This window comes from Herbidospora solisilvae (assembly GCF_009901565.1).
In the GTDB taxonomy this organism is placed as follows: domain Bacteria; phylum Actinomycetota; class Actinomycetes; order Streptosporangiales; family Streptosporangiaceae; genus Herbidospora; species Herbidospora solisilvae.
The window spans coordinates 814,274-831,896 of the sequence record NZ_WXEW01000002.1; the positions used below are offsets into that span (position 1 = coordinate 814,274).

Annotated in this window: 14 protein-coding genes; 6 read left to right on the top strand and 8 right to left on the bottom strand. The window is 71.5% G+C overall.

All coding sequences use genetic code 11. The features are described 5' to 3' along the window. Positions 1-19 precede the first annotated feature (19 nt). Positions 20-424 (bottom strand): hypothetical protein, encoded by a 405-nt coding sequence (locus tag GT755_RS09385; protein ID WP_161479282.1) that lies wholly within the window; start codon positions 422-424, stop codon positions 20-22. A gap of 42 nt (positions 425-466) precedes the next feature. After that, the gene (locus GT755_RS09390) at positions 467-1,336 is read right to left on the bottom strand and encodes a sirohydrochlorin chelatase (protein ID WP_051760398.1); all 870 of its coding nucleotides are present in this window, start codon (positions 1,334-1,336) and stop codon (positions 467-469) included. A gap of 79 nt (positions 1,337-1,415) precedes the next feature. Between GT755_RS09390 and GT755_RS09395 the strand changes: the two genes are divergently transcribed. Both GT755_RS09395 and GT755_RS09400 read left to right on the top strand, forming a co-directional pair. Beyond that, on the top strand, positions 1,416-2,318 hold the full coding sequence (locus GT755_RS09395; RefSeq protein ID WP_161479283.1) for a ribokinase: 903 nt from the start codon (positions 1,416-1,418) through the stop codon (positions 2,316-2,318). Between the two features lie 5 nt (positions 2,319-2,323). Continuing rightward, positions 2,324-3,505: a DNA polymerase domain-containing protein gene (locus tag GT755_RS09400; RefSeq protein WP_161479284.1), complete on the top strand. Its 1,182-nt coding sequence runs from the start codon at positions 2,324-2,326 to the stop codon at positions 3,503-3,505. On the opposite strand, the gene GT755_RS09405 is transcribed toward GT755_RS09400, so the two are convergent. The 5 genes from GT755_RS09405 to GT755_RS09425 form a co-directional block, all read right to left on the bottom strand. Next, positions 3,487-5,667, bottom strand: coding sequence for an FAD-dependent oxidoreductase (locus tag GT755_RS09405; protein WP_161479285.1), 2,181 nt, complete (start codon positions 5,665-5,667; stop codon positions 3,487-3,489). The genes GT755_RS09400 and GT755_RS09405 overlap by 19 nt on opposite strands. Next, the gene (locus GT755_RS09410) at positions 5,654-6,745 is read right to left on the bottom strand and encodes an alpha/beta hydrolase (protein WP_161479286.1); all 1,092 of its coding nucleotides are present in this window, start codon (positions 6,743-6,745) and stop codon (positions 5,654-5,656) included. The genes GT755_RS09405 and GT755_RS09410 overlap by 14 nt, the downstream gene beginning before the upstream one ends. A gap of 71 nt (positions 6,746-6,816) precedes the next feature. Further along, positions 6,817-9,624, bottom strand: a complete 2,808-nt coding sequence (locus tag GT755_RS09415; protein WP_161479287.1) for a helix-turn-helix transcriptional regulator — start codon at positions 9,622-9,624, stop codon at positions 6,817-6,819. Between the two features lie 300 nt (positions 9,625-9,924). Next, a complete protein-coding gene (glnII, locus tag GT755_RS09420; protein WP_161479288.1) occupies positions 9,925-10,944 on the bottom strand; it encodes a glutamine synthetase GlnII in 1,020 nt (339 codons plus the stop codon). A 133-nt stretch (positions 10,945-11,077) separates the two neighbouring features. Then, positions 11,078-11,839: a VOC family protein gene (locus GT755_RS09425; RefSeq protein ID WP_161479289.1), complete on the bottom strand. Its 762-nt coding sequence runs from the start codon at positions 11,837-11,839 to the stop codon at positions 11,078-11,080. Positions 11,840-11,986: 147 nt separating this feature from the next. Here GT755_RS09425 and GT755_RS09430 point away from each other — a divergent pair, with 147 nt between their 5' ends. From GT755_RS09430 to GT755_RS09445, 4 genes are read left to right on the top strand one after another with little or no spacing between them, the layout of a single operon-like run. Continuing rightward, entirely contained in the window at positions 11,987-12,292 is a 306-nt protein-coding gene (locus tag GT755_RS09430) for a hypothetical protein (RefSeq protein WP_161479290.1), read from the top strand. 19 nt (positions 12,293-12,311) lie between these two features. Continuing rightward, on the top strand, positions 12,312-14,207 hold the full coding sequence (locus GT755_RS09435) for an APC family permease (RefSeq protein ID WP_161479291.1): 1,896 nt from the start codon (positions 12,312-12,314) through the stop codon (positions 14,205-14,207). Then, the gene (locus tag GT755_RS09440; protein ID WP_161479292.1) at positions 14,197-14,544 is read left to right on the top strand and encodes a potassium-transporting ATPase subunit C; all 348 of its coding nucleotides are present in this window, start codon (positions 14,197-14,199) and stop codon (positions 14,542-14,544) included. Before GT755_RS09435 ends, GT755_RS09440 begins: the two co-directional genes overlap by 11 nt. After that, positions 14,541-17,078: a sensor histidine kinase gene (locus GT755_RS09445; RefSeq protein ID WP_161479293.1), complete on the top strand. Its 2,538-nt coding sequence runs from the start codon at positions 14,541-14,543 to the stop codon at positions 17,076-17,078. The genes GT755_RS09440 and GT755_RS09445 overlap by 4 nt, the downstream gene beginning before the upstream one ends. On the opposite strand, the gene GT755_RS09450 is transcribed toward GT755_RS09445, so the two are convergent. Beyond that, positions 17,023-17,580 carry an NADAR family protein gene (locus GT755_RS09450; protein ID WP_161479294.1) on the bottom strand — a complete coding sequence of 186 codons (558 nt, stop codon included), beginning with the start codon at positions 17,578-17,580 and terminating at the stop codon, positions 17,023-17,025. The genes GT755_RS09445 and GT755_RS09450 overlap by 56 nt on opposite strands. Positions 17,581-17,623: the final 43 nt, after the last annotated feature.

Here is a 17,623-nt window from a genome sequence, read left to right on the forward strand (position 1 = left end):
GAAGGCCGTCCGCGTCTCGCTATCCGCCTTGGGTCCAGATCGTCTTCCACTTCGAGCACTTGTTCACGGGCTTCTTGGCGGTGCCGCGGCAGACCTGGGCGCGGATCTGGAGGACGCCGCCCAGGTTCTTGGTGAACGTGCCGGTGCCGGCGACGCAGTTGTAGATCCCGTGCGTCCGCCACCTGCCGTTGGTGGCGCTCATCGACTTGATCAGCAACCAGGAGCACGTCCTGCCGCGCGAGTCGTCGAGGTTCCCCGAGATGCGGTGGCCCGACTGGCCGACGGTGATCTTCCCCCAGGCGGTCGCCCAGCCGTCGGTGGAGTGGATGCCGCCCCACTTCCAGGTGGTCGGGGCGGCGTGGGCGGGGGTGGCGGTCAGGGTCAGCGCGGCGGCCGCGACGGCCGTGAGGATGCGTCGTTTCACGTCCCCATTGGTAGCCGGGCCGACTTGTGACCGGCTTGCGGTCTAGTGGGGGTCGTCTTCGACGAACTCCTCGTCGTAGTCGGGGTCGAGGCTGCCCCAGACGGTGCCGTAGCGCAGGGTCACCAGGCGGCCGACGGCCTCGTGGGCGCCTAGGGGGGCGGCGCAGTTGAAGTTCTCCGTGAGAGCGCTCACCCGCTCGGCGTCGGCTTCCGGGCCGATGATGAACGGGGCCAGGGCGATGCGGGAGGCGCCGATGTTGCGCAGCCGCTCGGCCGCGTCGGCCACCGTCGGGCGGCCGTCGAAGGCGGCCGGGACGACCGGCAGGGCCAGGCGGGCGGCCAGCAGGACCGCCGTCGCGTCGGCGCCGCGGGCCGACTCGTCGCCCCCGGCCGTGGCCACGATGATGCCGTCGACCGGAGAGGTCACGTTGAACAGCCGGATGCGGTCGGCGCGGGCCAGGCCCTTCTCGGCGAGGCGGACGTGCAGGGCCTCGGCCAGCAGTGGGTGAGGGCCGAGCGGGTCGGTGACGACCACGTCGGCCTCGCTCTCGCGGGCGGCCTCGCGGACGGAGCGCATGACGCGCGGGTGGGGCCCGGTGACGAGGGGTACCGTGATGGCGGCGTGGCCGTCGGCGGTGCGGGCGTTGCCGATGGCGGCGAACTCCTTGGCGAGGTCGGCCCCGCCGTCGCTGAGCGAGATCAGGCGCAGGTCCAGGGTCGGGTTGTCGACCCGGATCATGGTCGCCAGTTCCGTCACGACGTCGTCGACCGCGCCCGGGACCGCGAGCACCAGAACCGGCGCGTCGGCGGGCAGCGTGACGGGCAGCGGGCGCCGGTGGCGGCCGCCTCCACCCGGGCGGGACGAGCGCTCCCGTGTGGGGAGCTTCGCCGGAACGTCATGACCTTCGTTCACACCGGCGGATTCTAGGACCAAGCGGGCGATTTCGTGGAGTCGACGGGCCGAGTCGTTCGTAGAGAGGACGATGGAATCCATGATCACTGTGTTCGGCAGCGCCAATATGGATCTTGTGGCGTACGTTGAAAGGGCCCCTGAGCTGGGCGAAACCGTCTCGGGACGGGAATTCCGGACGATTTGTGGCGGAAAAGGAGCCAACCAAGCAATTGCATCGGCACTTGCGGGCGGAGATGTGCGATTCGTCGGCGCGGTGGGCTCCGACGGGTTCGGCGCCGATCTCCGCGAGGCGCTCGACCGGTCGGGAGTGGACACCCGCGCGCTCCGGACCGTCGACGGGCCGTCGGGGATCGCGCACATCGTCGTCGAGGACGGCGGAGCCAATTCGATCATCGTCGTCCCGGGCGCCAACGGAGAAGTGTCCGAGGAGGACGCCCGGACCGTCTCCGCGGACGCTCCGCAGGGCCGCTCCGCCGCGGGCCGCACGACGGACGCCCTTCTGCTCCAGCTGGAACTGCCCATGCCCGCCGTCGTCGCGGCGGCCCGGGCCTTCTCCGGGCTGGTGGTGCTGACGCCCGCGCCGGTCGTGCCGCTGCCGCGGGAGCTTCTGGACGCCGTGGGGCTTCTCCTGCCCAATGAGCACGAAGCTGCCGCCATCACCGGTCTCCCAGCGCCTGAGGAGGCGCTGGAAGCCCTTCTGGCGCTGGTTCCCGAGGCGGTGGTCACTCTTGGTGCCGACGGGGCGATCTACGGCTCACGGGACGGCTCACGCCTCCGGGTGCCCGGCCGCCCGGTCGAGGCCGTCGACACGACCGCCGCCGGCGACACCTTCGCGGGGGCGTTCACGGTCGCGCGGACGGAGGGCCGTACCGCCCAGGAGGCTCTGGAGTTCGCCACCGCGGCCGCCGCGTTGTCGGTCCAGCGGCCCGGCGCGTCGACCTCGATGCCGACAAGAGAGGAGATCGACGCCGAAGTAAGGTGAGAACCATGCCCGGCGCGGAGATCGTGGAGGCCGGCGGGCGCGAGGTGACGATCACCAATCCCGATCGGGTGGTCTTCCCGCGCACCGGCCACACCAAGCTCGACCTGGTCCGTTACTACCTGTCGGTCGGCGGGGGAGCCCTGCGCGGCGTCGCCGACCGGCCGACCGTGCTCAAACGCTTCGTGCACGGCGTCGACGAGGAGCCGTTCTTCCAGAAGCGGGCGCCCGCCAAGCGGCCCGGCTGGATCGACGTCGCCGAGTTCCGCTACCCGAGCGGGCGCAGCGCCGAAGAGGTGGTCGGGCGCGACCTGGCGACCGTCGTGTGGTGCGTCAACCTCGGCTGCGTCGACCTCAACCCCCATTCGGTGCGCTTCCCGGACATCGACCACCCCGACGAACTGCGCGTCGACCTCGACCCGGTCCCGGGCGTGCCGTGGCCCGACATCATCGAGGTCGCGCTGACCGCCCGCGACGTCCTGGAGGAGCACGGCCTGACGCCGTTCCCGAAGACGTCGGGCTCACGCGGCTTCCACGTCTACGCGCCGATCGCGCCCGAATGGACCTACCCGCAGGTGCGCAAGGCCGCCGAGGCGGTGGCCCGCGAGGTCGAGCGCCGCGCCCCCGAGATCGCCACCTCCCACTGGTGGAAGGAGGAGCGGCAGGGCGTCTTCGTCGACTTCAACCAGAACGCCCGCGACCGCACCACCGTCAGCGCCTACTCCGTCCGCCCCACGGGCTGGGTGTCGACCCCGCTGACCTGGGACGAAGTGCCGTCATGCGACCCCACGGAGTTCACGATGGAGGCGGTCACCGCCCGCTTCGAGGAACGCGGCGACCCGTGGGCCGCCATGGACGGCGTGGCGGGCTCACTCGACTCGCTGCTCGCGCTGGCCAAGGCGCAGGGGCCCCGGCCGAAGAACCCCAAGAAGTTCCCGGTCATCGAGATCGCCCGCTCCGAGAAGAAGGAACCGGCTCTCCAGGCCCTGGAGAACTGGAAGAGGCGTCACCCGGAAGCGGCCGCGCGGCTGGAGCCCGCCGACGTCCTCGTCGACTCCATGCGCGGCCGCTCGTCCACCTGGACCCGCATCCGGGTCAACCTCCAGCACGTGCCGGAAGACGAGAGGCCCCCGCAGGAGCCCCTCGAAGTCGACTTCGACCCGTGGGCCGCCTACCGCCCCGGGCCGTAGATGTCCCAGAGCTCGCCAAGGAAGAAGGTGCCGAACCGGGCCAGCGCCGCCAGCCCGTTCGGCCCCGTCGTCGTGAACGTGGTCAGCATGCGCGCCAGGTCGGACGGCGAGATGTGCATGGTCCCCGAACCGAGCGGCTTCGCCGGGTCGTCGTCCTGCACGTGGCCTTCGAGCAGCCGCGTGTGCAGCGTCGAGGTGTCGAGCCAGAGCCGCGTGGGCGGGCCGTGCTCGACGTTCTTGACCCCCGCCAGAGTGCGGGGCCGGCCCTCGCCGTCGCGGAAGTGCAGCAGGTAGCGCATCTCCCGGCGATCGGGCGCCTCTCCGGGTGCGAAGAGGTTGAACCAGCCCCGCTCGATGGGACGCCGGCCCCCGCAGACAGCGGCGTCTATCCATCCCTCGGCCCGCGCCGTGTGCTCGGGCTCGGCGAGGAAGCGGTCGACGTCGTCGGCCGTGATGGTGATCCGGAAGCTGATCGGATCGCTTCCGTCGAGCGAACCGCGCATTTCCTCGGTGAAGGAGAGCGAGGTGACCGTGCGGATTCCCATCAGACGTGCCTTCTTCGTCGTGATCATTCGGTCGGCCAGCCGGGTGGCCAGCCGGTCGGCCATGGCCGCGATGGTCAGGGCCGGATTGGCCCCGACCGGGCCGGGCATGGCCGCGCCGTCGGCGACGTACAGGCCCTCGTGGCCGAAGACCTGGCCGTCGGCGTCGACGACGCCCTCGCCGACGTGGCGGCCCATCGGCGCGCCGCCGAGCGGGTGGACGGTGACCACCCGCTTCAGCGGCGCGTCGGAGTAGTCGGCGCCCAGCACGTCGCCGATCCGGCGGATCGTGCCGCGCACCCGGTCGAAATATGCGTCGCTGGTCTCGGCCGTCCAGTCGAGAACCAGCCGGTCGCCCGACAGACGCAGGATGCCGTCGGGCACGTCACGGCCCATGGCCAGCATCGGCAGCGACCGGTCCGAGAGCTCGCCTCTCCCCATGAGGCGGGCGAACTCGGCCGACAGGTTGTGGTCGCGGGTGACCAGTCCCCGTACGCGCTCCAGCGCGAACCTGACCGCCCGCTTGAACTCGTCGCCGACGTCGGCGGCCTCCGCGATCCAGTCGATGAAGGCGGGGAACCCGCCCTCCTGGATGTACGCCGACCCCGGCAACCTGACCACACTCGTGATAACCGGTCCCTTCGACGCCGCGACGGGCCGGTCCTTGGCCCGCAGCAGGAACGCGATCAGATCGCCGTTGCCGGAGAACCGGGTGCCCAGCATGTGGCTCATGCCGGGCAGCGCGTGCCGGTTCGACAACAGCAGCTTCACCGTGCCGTACGTCCCCGCGGCCAGCACCAGCGCGTCGCAGCTGATGGTGTGCGGGCCCGTGAGGGGGTCGTGCTGCACGTAGCCGATGTCGTAGCCGCCGCCGGTGCGCGGGGTGATCGACTTCACCTCGTGCAGGGTCCGGATGTCGGCGCCCATGTGGCGGGCGGCGGCCAGGTAGTTGTGGTCGAGGCTGTTCTTGGCGCCCTCGTTGCAGCCGATGTTGCACTCGCCGCAGAGCCGGCAGGTGCGGCGGCCGGTGGCGTGCAGGCTGCCGTATTCGGGCTCGACGATCGGCAGGCCGAGGCCCGGTTCGGCGCCCGGCTTGGGGGCGAACGCGACCGCCAGCGGCGGCAGCGAGAAGTCGAGGCCCAGCTCGGCCGCGGCGTCCTGGACGACCCGCGTCTTCAACGTGTCGCGGTAGGCCGGGCGGTCGATCGGGTAGGTGGTGGCGCCGAGCATGCGCTCGACCTCGTCGTAGTGGGGGTCGAGGTCGGCCCGGCCGATCGGCCAGTGCTCGTGGCCGCCGCCGGGCAGCGGCGACTCGGTGACGAACGCCTCCTCGTCCTTGCGCAGCAGCACGTTGGCGTAGATGAGCGAGCCGCCGCCGAGGCCGCTGGAGACGATCGAGTCGCACGAGCCGAAGCTCCACACGTCGTACATGCCGTGCAGGCCCTCGGACGGGTCCCAGAACGCGCGGCCCATCTGGGCGGGGCTGCGCGGGAAACTGCCGGGCGGGTAGGGACGGCCGCGTTCGAGCACGACGACCGACAGGCCGGCCTCGGCGAGCCGGTAGGCCGCCACGGCTCCGCCGAAGCCGGAGCCGACGACCACCGCGTCAACGTGCTCCACTGCCGCTCCTCGTGATGAAGTCGAGGATGTGCGGGAAGACGTCGACGTGGGCGTTCTTGCCGATGATGGGGTCGACGTGGCCGTAGCCGGGGAGGACCCGGAGTTCGTGCAGGCCCGGGTTGTGCCGCGACATGATCTCGTGACAGACGATGTTGGAGTCGGTGAAGACGTGGTTGCGGTCGCCGGTGAGGAACAGCACCGGCACGTCGATGTCGGAGGCCGCCTCCAGGTAGTCGGCGGGCAGGTCGCGGAACCGGTCGTCGTGCCGGACGGCGTGCCCGGCGCGCACCATCTTCCGCATGTGCCGGTAGTAGTGGACGCCGTTCGCGCCGAACAGGTCGGCCACCCGCTGATGGGTCTCCTCGGCCAGGTTCTCGTGGCTCCACAGGCCCGGGTTTCCGGCGCCCCACATGAAGCTGATCATGTGGCACGACCGCACGTCGCACTCGCGGTGGAACAGCGACACCATGCGCGAGATCATCCAGCCGCGCGTCATGACCGGCGCGTCGCCGAACCTCGGGTCGAGGAACGGCACCCCGGCGACGTAGTCGAAGAAGCCCGGCCCGAACGCCAGCTTGAGCTTCGACCAGGTCGGCACGTGGGTGACCAGGGCGACGCTGTTGGAGGTGACGCTGGCGATCCCGTCGACCAGGCCGGCGGCCAGGCTCATCATGAACGACACCGACCCGAGGCACTGCGCGATCACGTGGATGCGCTTGTGCGGCCCGATGTGGCGGCGCAGCTCGGCCAGGCCGGCCGGGTGGTCGAACAGCGCGATGTCGTCGAGGGTGAAACGGTGGGTCTCGGTGTCGTACGGATGGCGGCAGCTCATCCGGAAGTCGAGCGACCAGACGTCGGTGAGCCCGTTGTTGAGCAGGAAGGTCACCAGGTTGACGTGCTCCGGCATGATGAACATGTCGGTGGAGGCGGGCAGGCCGTGCAGCAGCAGCACGACGTCGTCGGAGTCGGCCCGGAAGAACCGCGTCAGTTCCAGTCCCAGCCCGTCGTCGGTGGGGAACGGGTACATCGTGATCTCGGCGTCGCTGACGCCGTCGTTGGTGAACCGGGCGATGCGCATGAGTCCGCCTCCTCTCGGGTCCCACAATGCCAAGGCGCGGCCCACCCCTACATCGTGGAAAACTCGTACATTCAGCCGAGCTGGCCGAGCGCGGCCGTCATGCCGCCGCGAGAGGTCACCCCGAGCTTCTCGAACGCCCTGGTCAGGTGGGTCTCGACGGTGCGCACCGAGATGTGCAGGCGGGCCGCGATCTGCTGGTTGCTGCACCCCTCGGCGACCAGCCGGGCGATCTCCAGCTCGCGCCCGGTCAGCCCGTGGGCCCCGGTGGCCCGCGCCGCCGCCACCCGCTTGCCGGCCCGGCGCTGCTCCCGCACCGCGGCGGCGGCCATGCCGCGGGCGCCGCAGGCGGTGAAGATCTCGTGGGCCGCCTCCAGGTGCGGCAGGGCGGCCCGTTTGCGTCCCCCGTCGACGCACGCCACGCCCGCCCGCAGCAGCGCGCGCCCGGCGTCGAGCCGGTGGCCGGCCTTGGTGAGGATCTCGGCGGCGGTCAGGGCCAGTTCCTCGGCCTCCGGGCCGATGGTCGCGTGGGCGCGGGCCAGCCGGGCCAGCCCGTCGGTCAGCTCCAGCTCCGGACGGATCATCGTGGCCGCCCGCTCGGCCCAGGCGGCCGACTCCTTCGGCTCGTTCCTGGCGGCGTGGGCGCAGGCCATGGTCTCGCAGAAGGCGAGCATGCTGAACTCCTCCAGCCGGTCGCCCGCGAAGTCCTCCTCGACGGCGGCGATCGCCTCCTCGTCGATGCGGCCGGAGTTGGCCAGCGCGGTGGCGTAGGCGAAGCGGGCCTGCGCGCCCGGCCACTCGCTGACGCTGACGCCGGAGGTGGCGGCCTCGTGGCCCAGGCGGATGGCGTCCTCGTCGTCGCCCGCCGCGCCGGCCAGGAGGCTCTGCTGGGCCATGGCGACCACGCGGGCGTACCCGGAGTTGAGCAGCAGGGCGATCTCGGCCGACTCCTCGGCGGCGATCTGGCCCTCGGGGATGCGCCCGAGCACGCCGTTGAGGCGGGCCAGCCCGGCCAGCATGTTGGTCAGGATGAAGGTCTGCCCGGTCGCCTTCACCGCCGCGATGGCCTGCTCGAACCGGGCCAGCGCCGGGCGGTGCTGGCCGAGCCAGATCTCCGACCAGCACATCCAGGCGACCGTGTCCATCCAGGCGAGCTGGTGGATCTCCGGGGTGGCGTCAGCCAGCGCCTGCGCGGCGGCGACGTGGCGCAGCGCCTCCTCGACGCGGTGTCCGGCGTAGGCGGTCATCGGGCGCAACATCGCGATGGCCAGCCGCAGGCCCGGGTCGTCGCCGTCGTCGGGCATGAAGTCGAGCACCGCCTGGGCGGCGCGGTGGTCGCCGCGCATCAGGCTCTCGGCCACCAGGCGCAACCGCATCGGCAGCGCCGCCGGGAGGCGCGGCTCGGGGATCTCCCGCAGCTCGGACACCAGCACGGCCCGGCCCTCGCCCGGCCGGTCGAGCAGCCGTTCGACGAGGGCGCAGAAGCGGGCGGCCTGGGCCCGGCGGCCGTAGTCGTCGCGGGGGAGCAGCCGCAGCACCTCGTAGGCGGTGTTCCTGGCTTCGGTGAGGCGTCCGCTGACGGTCTGGTTGCGGGCCAGTTCCAGCAGCAGGTCGAGCCGGTCGGTGGTGTCGGGCAGCAGCCCGAGCGCGGCCTGGAGCCAGTGGGCCGAGGTCGCCGGGGCGGTGGTGGCCACCTGGCGGGCGGCCGTGACCAGCACGTCGACCGCGTCACGGTCGCCGAACGCCGCCGAACGTTCCACGTGGACGGCGCGCAGCGGGGCCGGGGCGTCGACCTCGGCCAGCCGTTCGGCGATCCGGCGGTGGGCCGAGAGCCGCCACCCGGCCTTGGCCGATTCGTACGCCGCCTGCCGCACCAGCGGATGACGGAACCGGAACCGCCCGCCCGCGCCCGGCCGCACCAGGTCGCGGTCGACCAGTTCGTCGAGCGCGTCGAGGGCGGTGGACAGCGGCACCTTGGCGGCCACGGCGGCCAGACCGGCCTCGAACTCGTCGGCGGCCACCGCCGCGCCCTGGGCGACGATCAGCGCGTCGCCCGACAGGTCGCGCAGCTCCAGGGCGAGCGCGTCGTTCTTGGAGCCGGGTAAGTCGCCCGCCTCGACCCTCGCCAGGGCCTGCAGATAGAAGGGGTAGCCTTCGCTGGCGTCGTACAGGGCCTTCTTGCGGCTCCTGCTCACGTTCGGTCCGAGCAGCTCCCCGGCCTCCTCCTCCGAGAGCGGCCCGATCGTCACGCGCGACCCGCCGAGCGCCAGCCGCGGCGGGGCCTGCTTCGGCCGGTAGGCCACCACGACCAGCAGCGGCGCCTTGGGGGAGTGGCGGCTGACGTGGTCGAGGAACTCGATCGTGGCGTCGTCGGCCCAGTGGACGTCGTCGAGCACCAGCACCAACCCATTCGGGCGGGCGATCCGCGCGAGCAACTGGGCGACGGCCCGGTAGAGGCGATAGCGGGCGAGCGCCGACACGTCGTCGGAGGGCTCGGCGGTGGCGCCCAGGGCGGGGAAGACGGAGGCGAGCAACTGGGCGTCATGCCCGGCTTGGGGAGACGCGCCCTGGTCGTGCGGACCGGGCGTGTCCTGGTGGCCCAGGTGCTCGTGGCGGGTGTCGTCGAGGTGGCCGTCGAGGGCGTCGACCAGCGCGGAGAACGGCATGACCTGCTCGAACTCGGCGGCCCTGCCCCACAGGGTGAGACAGCCGCGTTCCCCGGCGAGCCGTTCGAGCTCGGCCAGCAGCCGGGTCTTCCCGGCTCCGGGCTCACCGACGAGCGCGAGCAGCCGGAACTCTCCGCTCACGATCGCGTCCAGCGACCCCCGAAGATCATTCAGCACGTCCCGCCGGCCGACCAGGGGGGCAGAATGATCATTCATCGGCGGCACCATGATCACTTGCCTGGTATCTCACAGCGACTTTACAGCGACGGCGAAAACGATGCCCGGCATTAACCCGCATCACCGCCGCATTCAACGCATAGTCATGCAAATCGTGACGGGCACCCGCCTGATTCTTGCGCGACGCCGTTGCTTCTGGCGCGAACGGGCAACCAGGGGCATGCCCGATTCCCGGATTTCGGCCGCTGGAGTCTGCGGCTGCCCGGGTCTGCGGATGTGGGCCAACGGACGCGGCCCCTCCGCGCTGATGCGCGGAGGGGCCGAAGTCGTGGCCTTGGGTTAGACGAGGCCCTTGGTCTCGAGGACCGAGCAGCAGGTGTTCACCAGCAGGCGGGTGACCTCGTAGGGGTCGGCGTTGGCGTTGGGGCGACGGTCTTCGATGTAGCCCTTCTTGTCGACCTCGACCTGCCACGGGATGCGGACCGAGGCGCCGCGGTTGGAGACGCCGTAGCTGTAGACGCTGTAGGGCGCGGTCTCGTGGTGGCCGGTGAGGCGCTGCTCGATGCCGAAGCCGTAGCCGGCGATGTGCTCCTCGACCTTGCCCTCGCCGCCGAGCGCCTCGCAGGCCGCGATGATCGCGTCGTAGCCCTCGCGCATGGCCTTGGTGGAGAAGTTGGTGTGGGCGCCGGCGCCGTTCCAGTCGCCCTTGGCGGGCTTGGCGTCGAGGGTGGCGGACACGCCGTAGTCTTCGGCGATCCGGTAGAGCAGGTAGCGGGCCATCCACAGGTGGTCGGAGACCTCGAGGGGACCGGCCGGGCCGATCTGGAACTCCCACTGGCCGGGCATGACCTCGGCGTTGATGCCGGAGATCGCCAGGCCCGCCTCGATGCAGGCGTCCATGTGGGCCTCGACGATGTCACGACCGACGACCTCGTCGGCGCCGATGCCGCAGTAGTAGGGGCCCTGCGGGCCGGGGAAGCCGCCGACCGGGAAGCCGTAGGGGCGGCCGTCCTTGAAGAACGTGTACTCCTGCTCGATGCCGAACCACGACTCCTGGTCGGCGAACCGCTCGGCGATCGGGGTCAGCAGCGCGCGGGTGTTGGTTGGGTGGGCCGAGCCGTCGACGTTGTAGACCTCGCACAGCACCAGGACGTTGTCGCCGCCCCGGATGGGGTCGGGACACGAGAAGACCGGCTTGAGCACGCAGTCGGAGGCGTGACCCTCGGCCTGGTTCGTGCTCGAACCGTCGAAGCCCCAGGTGGGGAGCTCGGCACCGTCCGCCAGCACCTTGGTCTTGGACCGGAGCTTCGGGGTCGGCTCAGTGCCGTCAATCCAGATGTACTCGGCCTTGAACGCCAACGTCTTTCCCTTCCTCGGAGGCGGACCGCGTTGATTGGCCGCCACGCCGAGATTGCCAAGAAGCCATTTCGGGTCCGTTGCCCGTTTGTGAACACGATGTGAAACGGGAGGTCCCAGTGTTAAATCGTCCGGTTCAGCTGCTGGTGATCACCGCGAAGCGGGCGCCGAACTGGTCGGCCAGGACCGCGAACCGGCCCACGGTCTCGACCGAGACGGGCGGGTCGAGGATGGTGCCGCCCTCGGTGACGGTCGCCTCGACCGCGGCGTCGACGTCTCTGACCTCGAAGTAGGGCAGCCAGAACGGCTTGGTGCCGGGGTTGAGGGTGATCACGCCGCCGATCGTCGGGCGGTCGCCGCCCGGCAGCCGGATCGTGGTGTAACCGACGCCGGCGACGGTGGCCTCGATCGACTGGTGGTCGAGGGCCGCCGCGTAGAAGGGCGCGACGGCGGGCGGGCTGGCGACGTAGAGTTCCGTCCAGCCCAGGCTGCCCGGCTCGGTCACGGCGTCGAGGCCCTTGCGGGCCCGGCCCTGCCAGATCGCGAAGTCGGCGCCGGCCGGGTCGGTCAGCGCGGCGGTGCGGCCCTGGTCGAACACGTCGTAGGGGGCGACCCTGATCGTGCCGCCGGCCTTCTCGGCGCGGGCCACGGTCTCGTCGGCGTCGGGGGTGGCGAAGTAGATCGTCCAGGCCGAGCTGGTGCTCTCTTCGGTCAGCGGGCCGACCGCGGCGACGATCTTGCGGTCGTGGAGGAAGAAGCCGTAGCCGCCCGAGCCGGGGCCGGCCGACTGGAAGTCCCAGTCGAGCACGGCGGCGTAGAACGTGGTCGAGGCGTCGGTGTCGGGCGAGCCGAGGTCGACCCAGCAGGGGGCGCCCGGCAGGTAGTCGGTCGTGAGCATGCGAGCTCCTTCGAACAGGTTTTCGGATGACGACACTCTGTCACGTCCTGCCGACAGTTTTTCCAAGATCGCTCCCGAAGCCTCCTGGAAAGAGGAGTATTTCCGGCGAAATGGGGCGCCCGTGACTCCACTCGATAGGGTCCGCTCATGCCGACCCAGATCATCCGCTACCGCGTCGCCGACCAGGAGAAGGCGGAGGAGAACGTGCGCCTCCTTCAGGAGGTCTTCGCCGAACTGGCCCGGGAGCGGCCCGGCGGGATCACCTACCAGTCCTACCGGCTCGACGACGGCCTGACCTTCGTCCACGTCGTCACGACCGACGACCTCCAGATCCTGATGCGCTTCGAGAGCTTCCTCGCCTTCACCCAGACCCTGGGCGGGCGGCTCGACGGCGTCCCCCACCGCGAACAGGCCACCCCCGTCGGCTTCTTCGACGGCCACCTGCGATCATGAGAAATCTCCCCCTCCACAGATGAGGGGGGTGGCCGTGGCCCTGCGGGGGTGGCTCCTGAACGGGCTCACGGCCGACCGGAGCCACGTAGAGCAGGGCCCGGCGGAGAAGCACGCCTGGTGGCGGGTCATGTGCCTGACCGGCGTCGACTACTTCTCCACCCTGGGCTACCAGCCGGGCATCGCCGCCCTCGCGGCGGGCGCGTTGTCGCCGGTCGCGACGCTGTTCCTGGTCGTGCTCACCCTGTTCGGGGCGCTGCCCGTCTATCGGTACGTCGCCGGGGAGAGCCCCCGCGGCGCCGGGTCCATCGCGATGCTCGAACGGCTCATCCCGGCCTGGCAGGGCAAGCTCTTCGTGCTCTGCCTGCTCGGCTTCGCCGCCACCGACTTCGTCATCACCATGACCCTGTCGGCGGCCGACGCCACCGCCCACATCGTGGAGAACCCCTTCGCGCCCCGCTGGCTCGACGGCCAGGAGATCCCGATCACGCTCGTGCTGCTGGCCGCCCTGGGGGCGATCTTCCTGGCCGGGTTCACCGAGGCCGTCGGGGTGGCGACCGTCCTCGTGGCGCTCTACCTGGCGCTGAACGCCGTGGTCGTGGCGGTGGCCGTCGAGCACGTCGTGGCCAATCCGGCCGTGTTCGCCCAGTGGGAACGGCTGCTGGAGGCCCGGCACGCCTCCCCGCTGGCCATGATCGGGGTGGCGCTGCTGGTCATGCCCCGGCTGGCGCTGGGCCTGTCGGGGTTCGAGACCGGGGTCGCGGTGATGCCCGTGATCCGGGGCGACATCCCGCAGCGGATCAGGTCGGCCCGCAAGATGCTCACCGCCGCGGCCCTCATCATGAGCGTGTTCCTGATCCTGAGCAGCTTCGTGACCACCCTGCTGATCCCGGCGCACGAGTTCCAGCCCGGCGGCACGGCCAACGGCCGGGCCCTGGCCTACCTCGCGCACGCCTACCTGGGCGAGTGGTTCGGCACCCTGTACGACGTCAGCACCATCGCCATCCTCTGGTTCGCCGGAGCCTCGGCGATGGCCGGCCTGATCAACCTGGTGCCCCGGTTCCTGCCGCGTTACGGCATGGCCCCCGAGTGGACCTCGGCGGTCCGGCCGCTGGTGCTGATCCTCACCGTCATCGCGTTCGTGATCACCTTCATCTTCGACGCCGACGTCGACCAGCAGGCGGGCGCGTACGCCACCGGCGTGCTGGTGCTGATGTTGTCGGCGGCCGTCGCGAGCTGCCTGTCGACCCGGGCCAAGGGACGGCGCGGGGCCGCGCGGGCCTTCGGGTTGATCAGCGCCGTGCTGACGTACACGCTGGTCGACAACGTGATCGAGCGGCCCGACGGGGTCAAGATCGCCGGGTTCTTCATCGTGGCCATCGTGGTCACGTCGCTGATCTCGCGGGCCACCCGGTCGACCGAGCTGCGGGTGACGCGGGTGCGGCTCGACCCGCTGGCCGAGGAGTTCGTCAACGAGTGCTGCGCCGGCGAGCTGCACCTCATCGCCAACGAACCGCAGCGCCGCGACCAGGCCGAGTACAACGACAAGCTGCGCGAGAACTGGTTCATGCACCGGCTGCGCAGCTCCGAGCAGGCGATGTTCGTCGAGGTCACCGTCAACGACGCCTCGGAGTTCGAGACCGAGCTCTACGTCCGGGGCGAGGAGCGGTTCGGGCACAAGGTGCTGAACGTCGAGAGCTCGACCGTCGCCAACGCGCTGGCCGCGCTGCTGCTCTACCTGCGCGACCGGACCGGCCGGGTGCCCAACATCTACTTCCACTGGACCGAGGGCAACCCGATCAACGCGATGCTCCGCTACCTGATCTTCGGCGGCGGCGACGTGCCGCCGCTGACCCGCGAGGTGCTGCGGCTCGCCGAGCCCGATCCACTGAGGAGGCCGCACGTCCATGTGGGGTGACCTCGTCCTCGTCGTGCTGACGGCCTTCGTCGTGAACGAAGCGTGCCCGGCGGTGCCCTTCATGACCGAATATCAGGGAGTGAACGTCGAATGCGCCCAAATGGGACAGAACTATGCGGCCGGCTGGACGATCCCGCCGGACGCGGTGACGGCCGGTGGGCCTGGCCTCGACCCGCACATCTCGGTCAGGTACGCCGGCCTCCCGGCCGCCCGCGTCGCGAGGGAACGCGGCCGCCCGGTCGAGGAGGTCCGCTCCCTCATCCGCCGCCCTACCGACGTCCCCGCTCTCGGCTTCATGGGTGACGCCCTGGCACGCGATCTGGACCTCGGCGGATGACGGTCCGGGGCCGCCTGCGCGTCTACCTGGGCGCCGCCCCGGGTGTCGGCAAGACCTACGCCATGCTCGGCGAGGGGCGCCGCGCCGCCGAACGCGGTCGCGACGTCGTGGTCGGCCTGGTCGAGACGCACGGCCGCGCCAAGACGGCCGCGCTGCTGGCCGGTCTGGAGGAGGTGCCGCGCCGGGAGCTGGCGTACCGGGGGACCCGGTTCACCGAGATGGACGTCGACGCCGTGCTCGCCCGCCGCCCGAAGGTCGCCCTGGTCGACGAGCTCGCGCACACCAACGTGCCGGGGTCGCGCAACGCCAAACGCTGGCAGGACGTCGAGGAGCTGCTCGACGCGGGGATCGACGTCGTCACCACGGTGAACGTGCAGCACCTGGAGTCGCTCAACGACGTCGTCGAGGAGATCACCGGCGTGCCCCAGCGGGAGACGGTGCCCGACGAGGTGGTCCGCCGGGCCGACCAGATCGAGCTGGTCGACATGTCGCCCGAGGCGCTGCGCCGCCGCATGGCCCACGGCAACGTCTACTCCCCGGAGAAGGTCGACGCGGCGCTGTCCAACTACTTCCGGGTCGGCAACCTGACCGCGCTGCGCGAACTGGCGCTGCTCTGGGTGGCCGGGCGGGTCGACGACCAGCTCGACCGCTACCGCGCCGAACACGGCATCGCCACCACGTGGGAGGCCCGCGAACGGGTCGTCGTGGCGCTGACCGGCGGGCCCGAGGGCGACACCCTGATCCGCCGCGCGGCCCGGGTGACCGCCCGCACCAAGGGCGCCGACCTGCTGGCCGTTCACGTCACCCAGGGCGACGGCCTGGTCGGGGGAGACCCCGCCCACCTGGCCCGGCAGCGGGCCCTGGTCGAGGCGCTCGGCGGCACCTACCACCAGGTCGTCGGCGACGACGTGCCCCGGGCGCTGCTCGACTTCGCGCGCGGGGTGAACGCCACCCAGCTCGTGCTGGGCGCCTCGCGGCGCGGGCGGCTGGCCCAGATCCTCTTCCGCGGGGTGGGGGCCGAGACGATCGCGCGGTCGGGGTCGATCGACGTCCACATGATCACCCATCAGCAGGCCCGCAGGGGCCTGCCCCGGCCCGGCTCGCGGGCCGCGCTGACCCGCACCCGCCGCCTCGCCGGATGGGCCACCGCGCTGGTCGGCATGCCCGTGCTGACCGCCGTCGTCTACCCGCTGCGCGACCTGCTCGCTCTGCCCAGCGAGATCCTGCTGTTCCTGCTGCTGGTCGTGATGGTCGCCCTGGTCGGCGGCATGTCCCCGGCGATCACGGCCGCCGTCGTCGGCTTCCTGCTGCTGAACTACTTCTTCACCCCGCCGGTCGACAAGATCACCGTCGCCGACCCGCAGAACCTGCTCGCGCTCTTCGTGTACGTCCTGGTCGCCGTCATGGTGAGCCTGGTCGTCGACCTGGCGGCCCGCCGCACCCGCGAGGCCGCCATGGCGGGCGCCGACGCCGAGGTGCTGTCGACCCTGGCGGGCCACGTGCTGCGCGGCGAGGCGGCGCTGCCCTCCCTGCTGGCCCGCCTCCGCGAGACCTACGGCCTGACCTCGGTGACTTTGCTCGAACGCGCCGCCGCCCCGGCCCTCGACGACCGCGCCGACCCCGAGGCGTGGCGCATCGTCGCCACCTCCGGAGGGGTGCCGTGCACGAGTCCGGGGGCCGCCGACACCGACGTGGTGATCGACGACAACCTGGTGCTGGCGGTCAGGGGCCGCCTGCTGGGCGCCTCCGACCGCCGCGTCCTGGAGGCCTTCGCCGCCGAGACGGCCGTCGCGCTGCGCCAGCGCCGGCTGGAGGAGGAGGCCGAACAGGCCAAGCCGCTCGCGGAGGCCGACCGGATGCGCACCGCCCTGCTCGCCGCCGTCAGCCACGACCTGCGCACCCCGCTCGCCTCGGCGAAGGCGGCGGTCGAGGGCCTGCGCAGCACCGACGTGACCTGGTCGGCCGCCGACCAGGCCGAACTACTCGCCACCGCCGACGAGTCGCTGGTGAAGCTGACCCGGCTGGTGGAGAACCTCCTCGACATGAGCCGGTTGCAGGCCGGAGTGCTCGGGGTGGCCCTCCAGCCGGTCGCGCTGGCGGAGGTGCTGCCGAGGGCGGTCGAGGACACCCGGGTGCGGATCGACGTGCCTGACGACCTGCCCGAGGTGACCGCCGACCCGGCGCTGCTGGAACGGGTGCTGGCGAACCTGGTCTCCAATGCGCTCCGCTACAGCCCCGAGTATGTGCTGGTGACGGCCAGCTCCCACGACAACAAGGTGGAGATCCGCGTGGTCGACCGGGGCCCCGGCATCCCGCCCGAGGCCCACGACCAGGTCTTCCAGCCGTTCCAGCGCCTCGGCGACCGCGACAACCACGCGGGCGTCGGGCTCGGGCTCGCGTTGTCGCGCGGGCTGGCGGAGGCGATGGGCGGCACGCTCACCCCGGACGAGACGCCGGGCGGCGGGCTGACGATGACGGTCACCCTTCCGTCAGCCGATCCCGGGCCTCCATCAGGGCGAAGCCGAGCAGGTTGAGCCCCTGCCACGTCGCCGGCGAGGCGGCCCGCTCGTCGGCGGCGGTCAGGCCGATGCCCCACACGCGGTCGTAGGGGCTGGCCTCCACCAGCACGCGGTCGCGGGTGCCGAGCAGGTATGCGCGCAGGTCGGGGTGGGCGGCGAACTTGGCGGTGCTGCCCCGCACGACGATGGCGTAGCGGTGCTTGGTCCAGGCGTCGTCGTCGAAGCCGCGGACCTTGCGGCCCAGTTTCTTCGCCTCGCCCGGATGGGCCGCCGCGAGGATCTCGGCGGCGGTCTCGGCGTCGTCGAACAACCAGGCCTTGTGGGCCATCATGTAGTGCTCGGCCGAGCGGAACACGTGGCCGTCTTCGGTGAAGTCGGCCTCCCACCACTGGCTCAGGCAGCCCGCGCCCACCCCGCCGTCGCGGGGTGGGCGGTGGCCCCAGAAGAAGAGGTAACGGAGCGCCTGGCCGGAGGCCTCGGCGTGGACGGCTTCTTCGACGGAGCGGGGTAACGTCACCGGGTCAACCTAACGGGCACCGCCGACGTTCTTCGGCTTCGGC

Bases quoted from the DNA above. Each gene is read 5' to 3' on its own strand.
- GT755_RS09415 (WP_161479287.1), bottom strand. From the start codon at position 9,624: ATGAATGATCATTCTGCCCCCCTGGTCGGCCGGCGGGACGTGCTGAAT.
- GT755_RS09440 (WP_161479292.1), top strand. From the start codon at position 14,197: ATGTGGGGTGACCTCGTCCTCGTCGTGCTGACGGCCTTCGTCGTGAAC.
- GT755_RS09445 (WP_161479293.1), top strand. From the start codon at position 14,541: ATGACGGTCCGGGGCCGCCTGCGCGTCTACCTGGGCGCCGCCCCGGGT.
- GT755_RS09430 (WP_161479290.1), top strand. From the start codon at position 11,987: ATGCCGACCCAGATCATCCGCTACCGCGTCGCCGACCAGGAGAAGGCG.
- GT755_RS09395 (WP_161479283.1), top strand. From the start codon at position 1,416: ATGATCACTGTGTTCGGCAGCGCCAATATGGATCTTGTGGCGTACGTT.
- GT755_RS09400 (WP_161479284.1), top strand. From the start codon at position 2,324: ATGCCCGGCGCGGAGATCGTGGAGGCCGGCGGGCGCGAGGTGACGATC.
- GT755_RS09410 (WP_161479286.1), bottom strand. From the start codon at position 6,745: ATGCGCATCGCCCGGTTCACCAACGACGGCGTCAGCGACGCCGAGATC.
- GT755_RS09425 (WP_161479289.1), bottom strand. From the start codon at position 11,839: ATGCTCACGACCGACTACCTGCCGGGCGCCCCCTGCTGGGTCGACCTC.
- GT755_RS09435 (WP_161479291.1), top strand. From the start codon at position 12,312: ATGAGGGGGGTGGCCGTGGCCCTGCGGGGGTGGCTCCTGAACGGGCTC.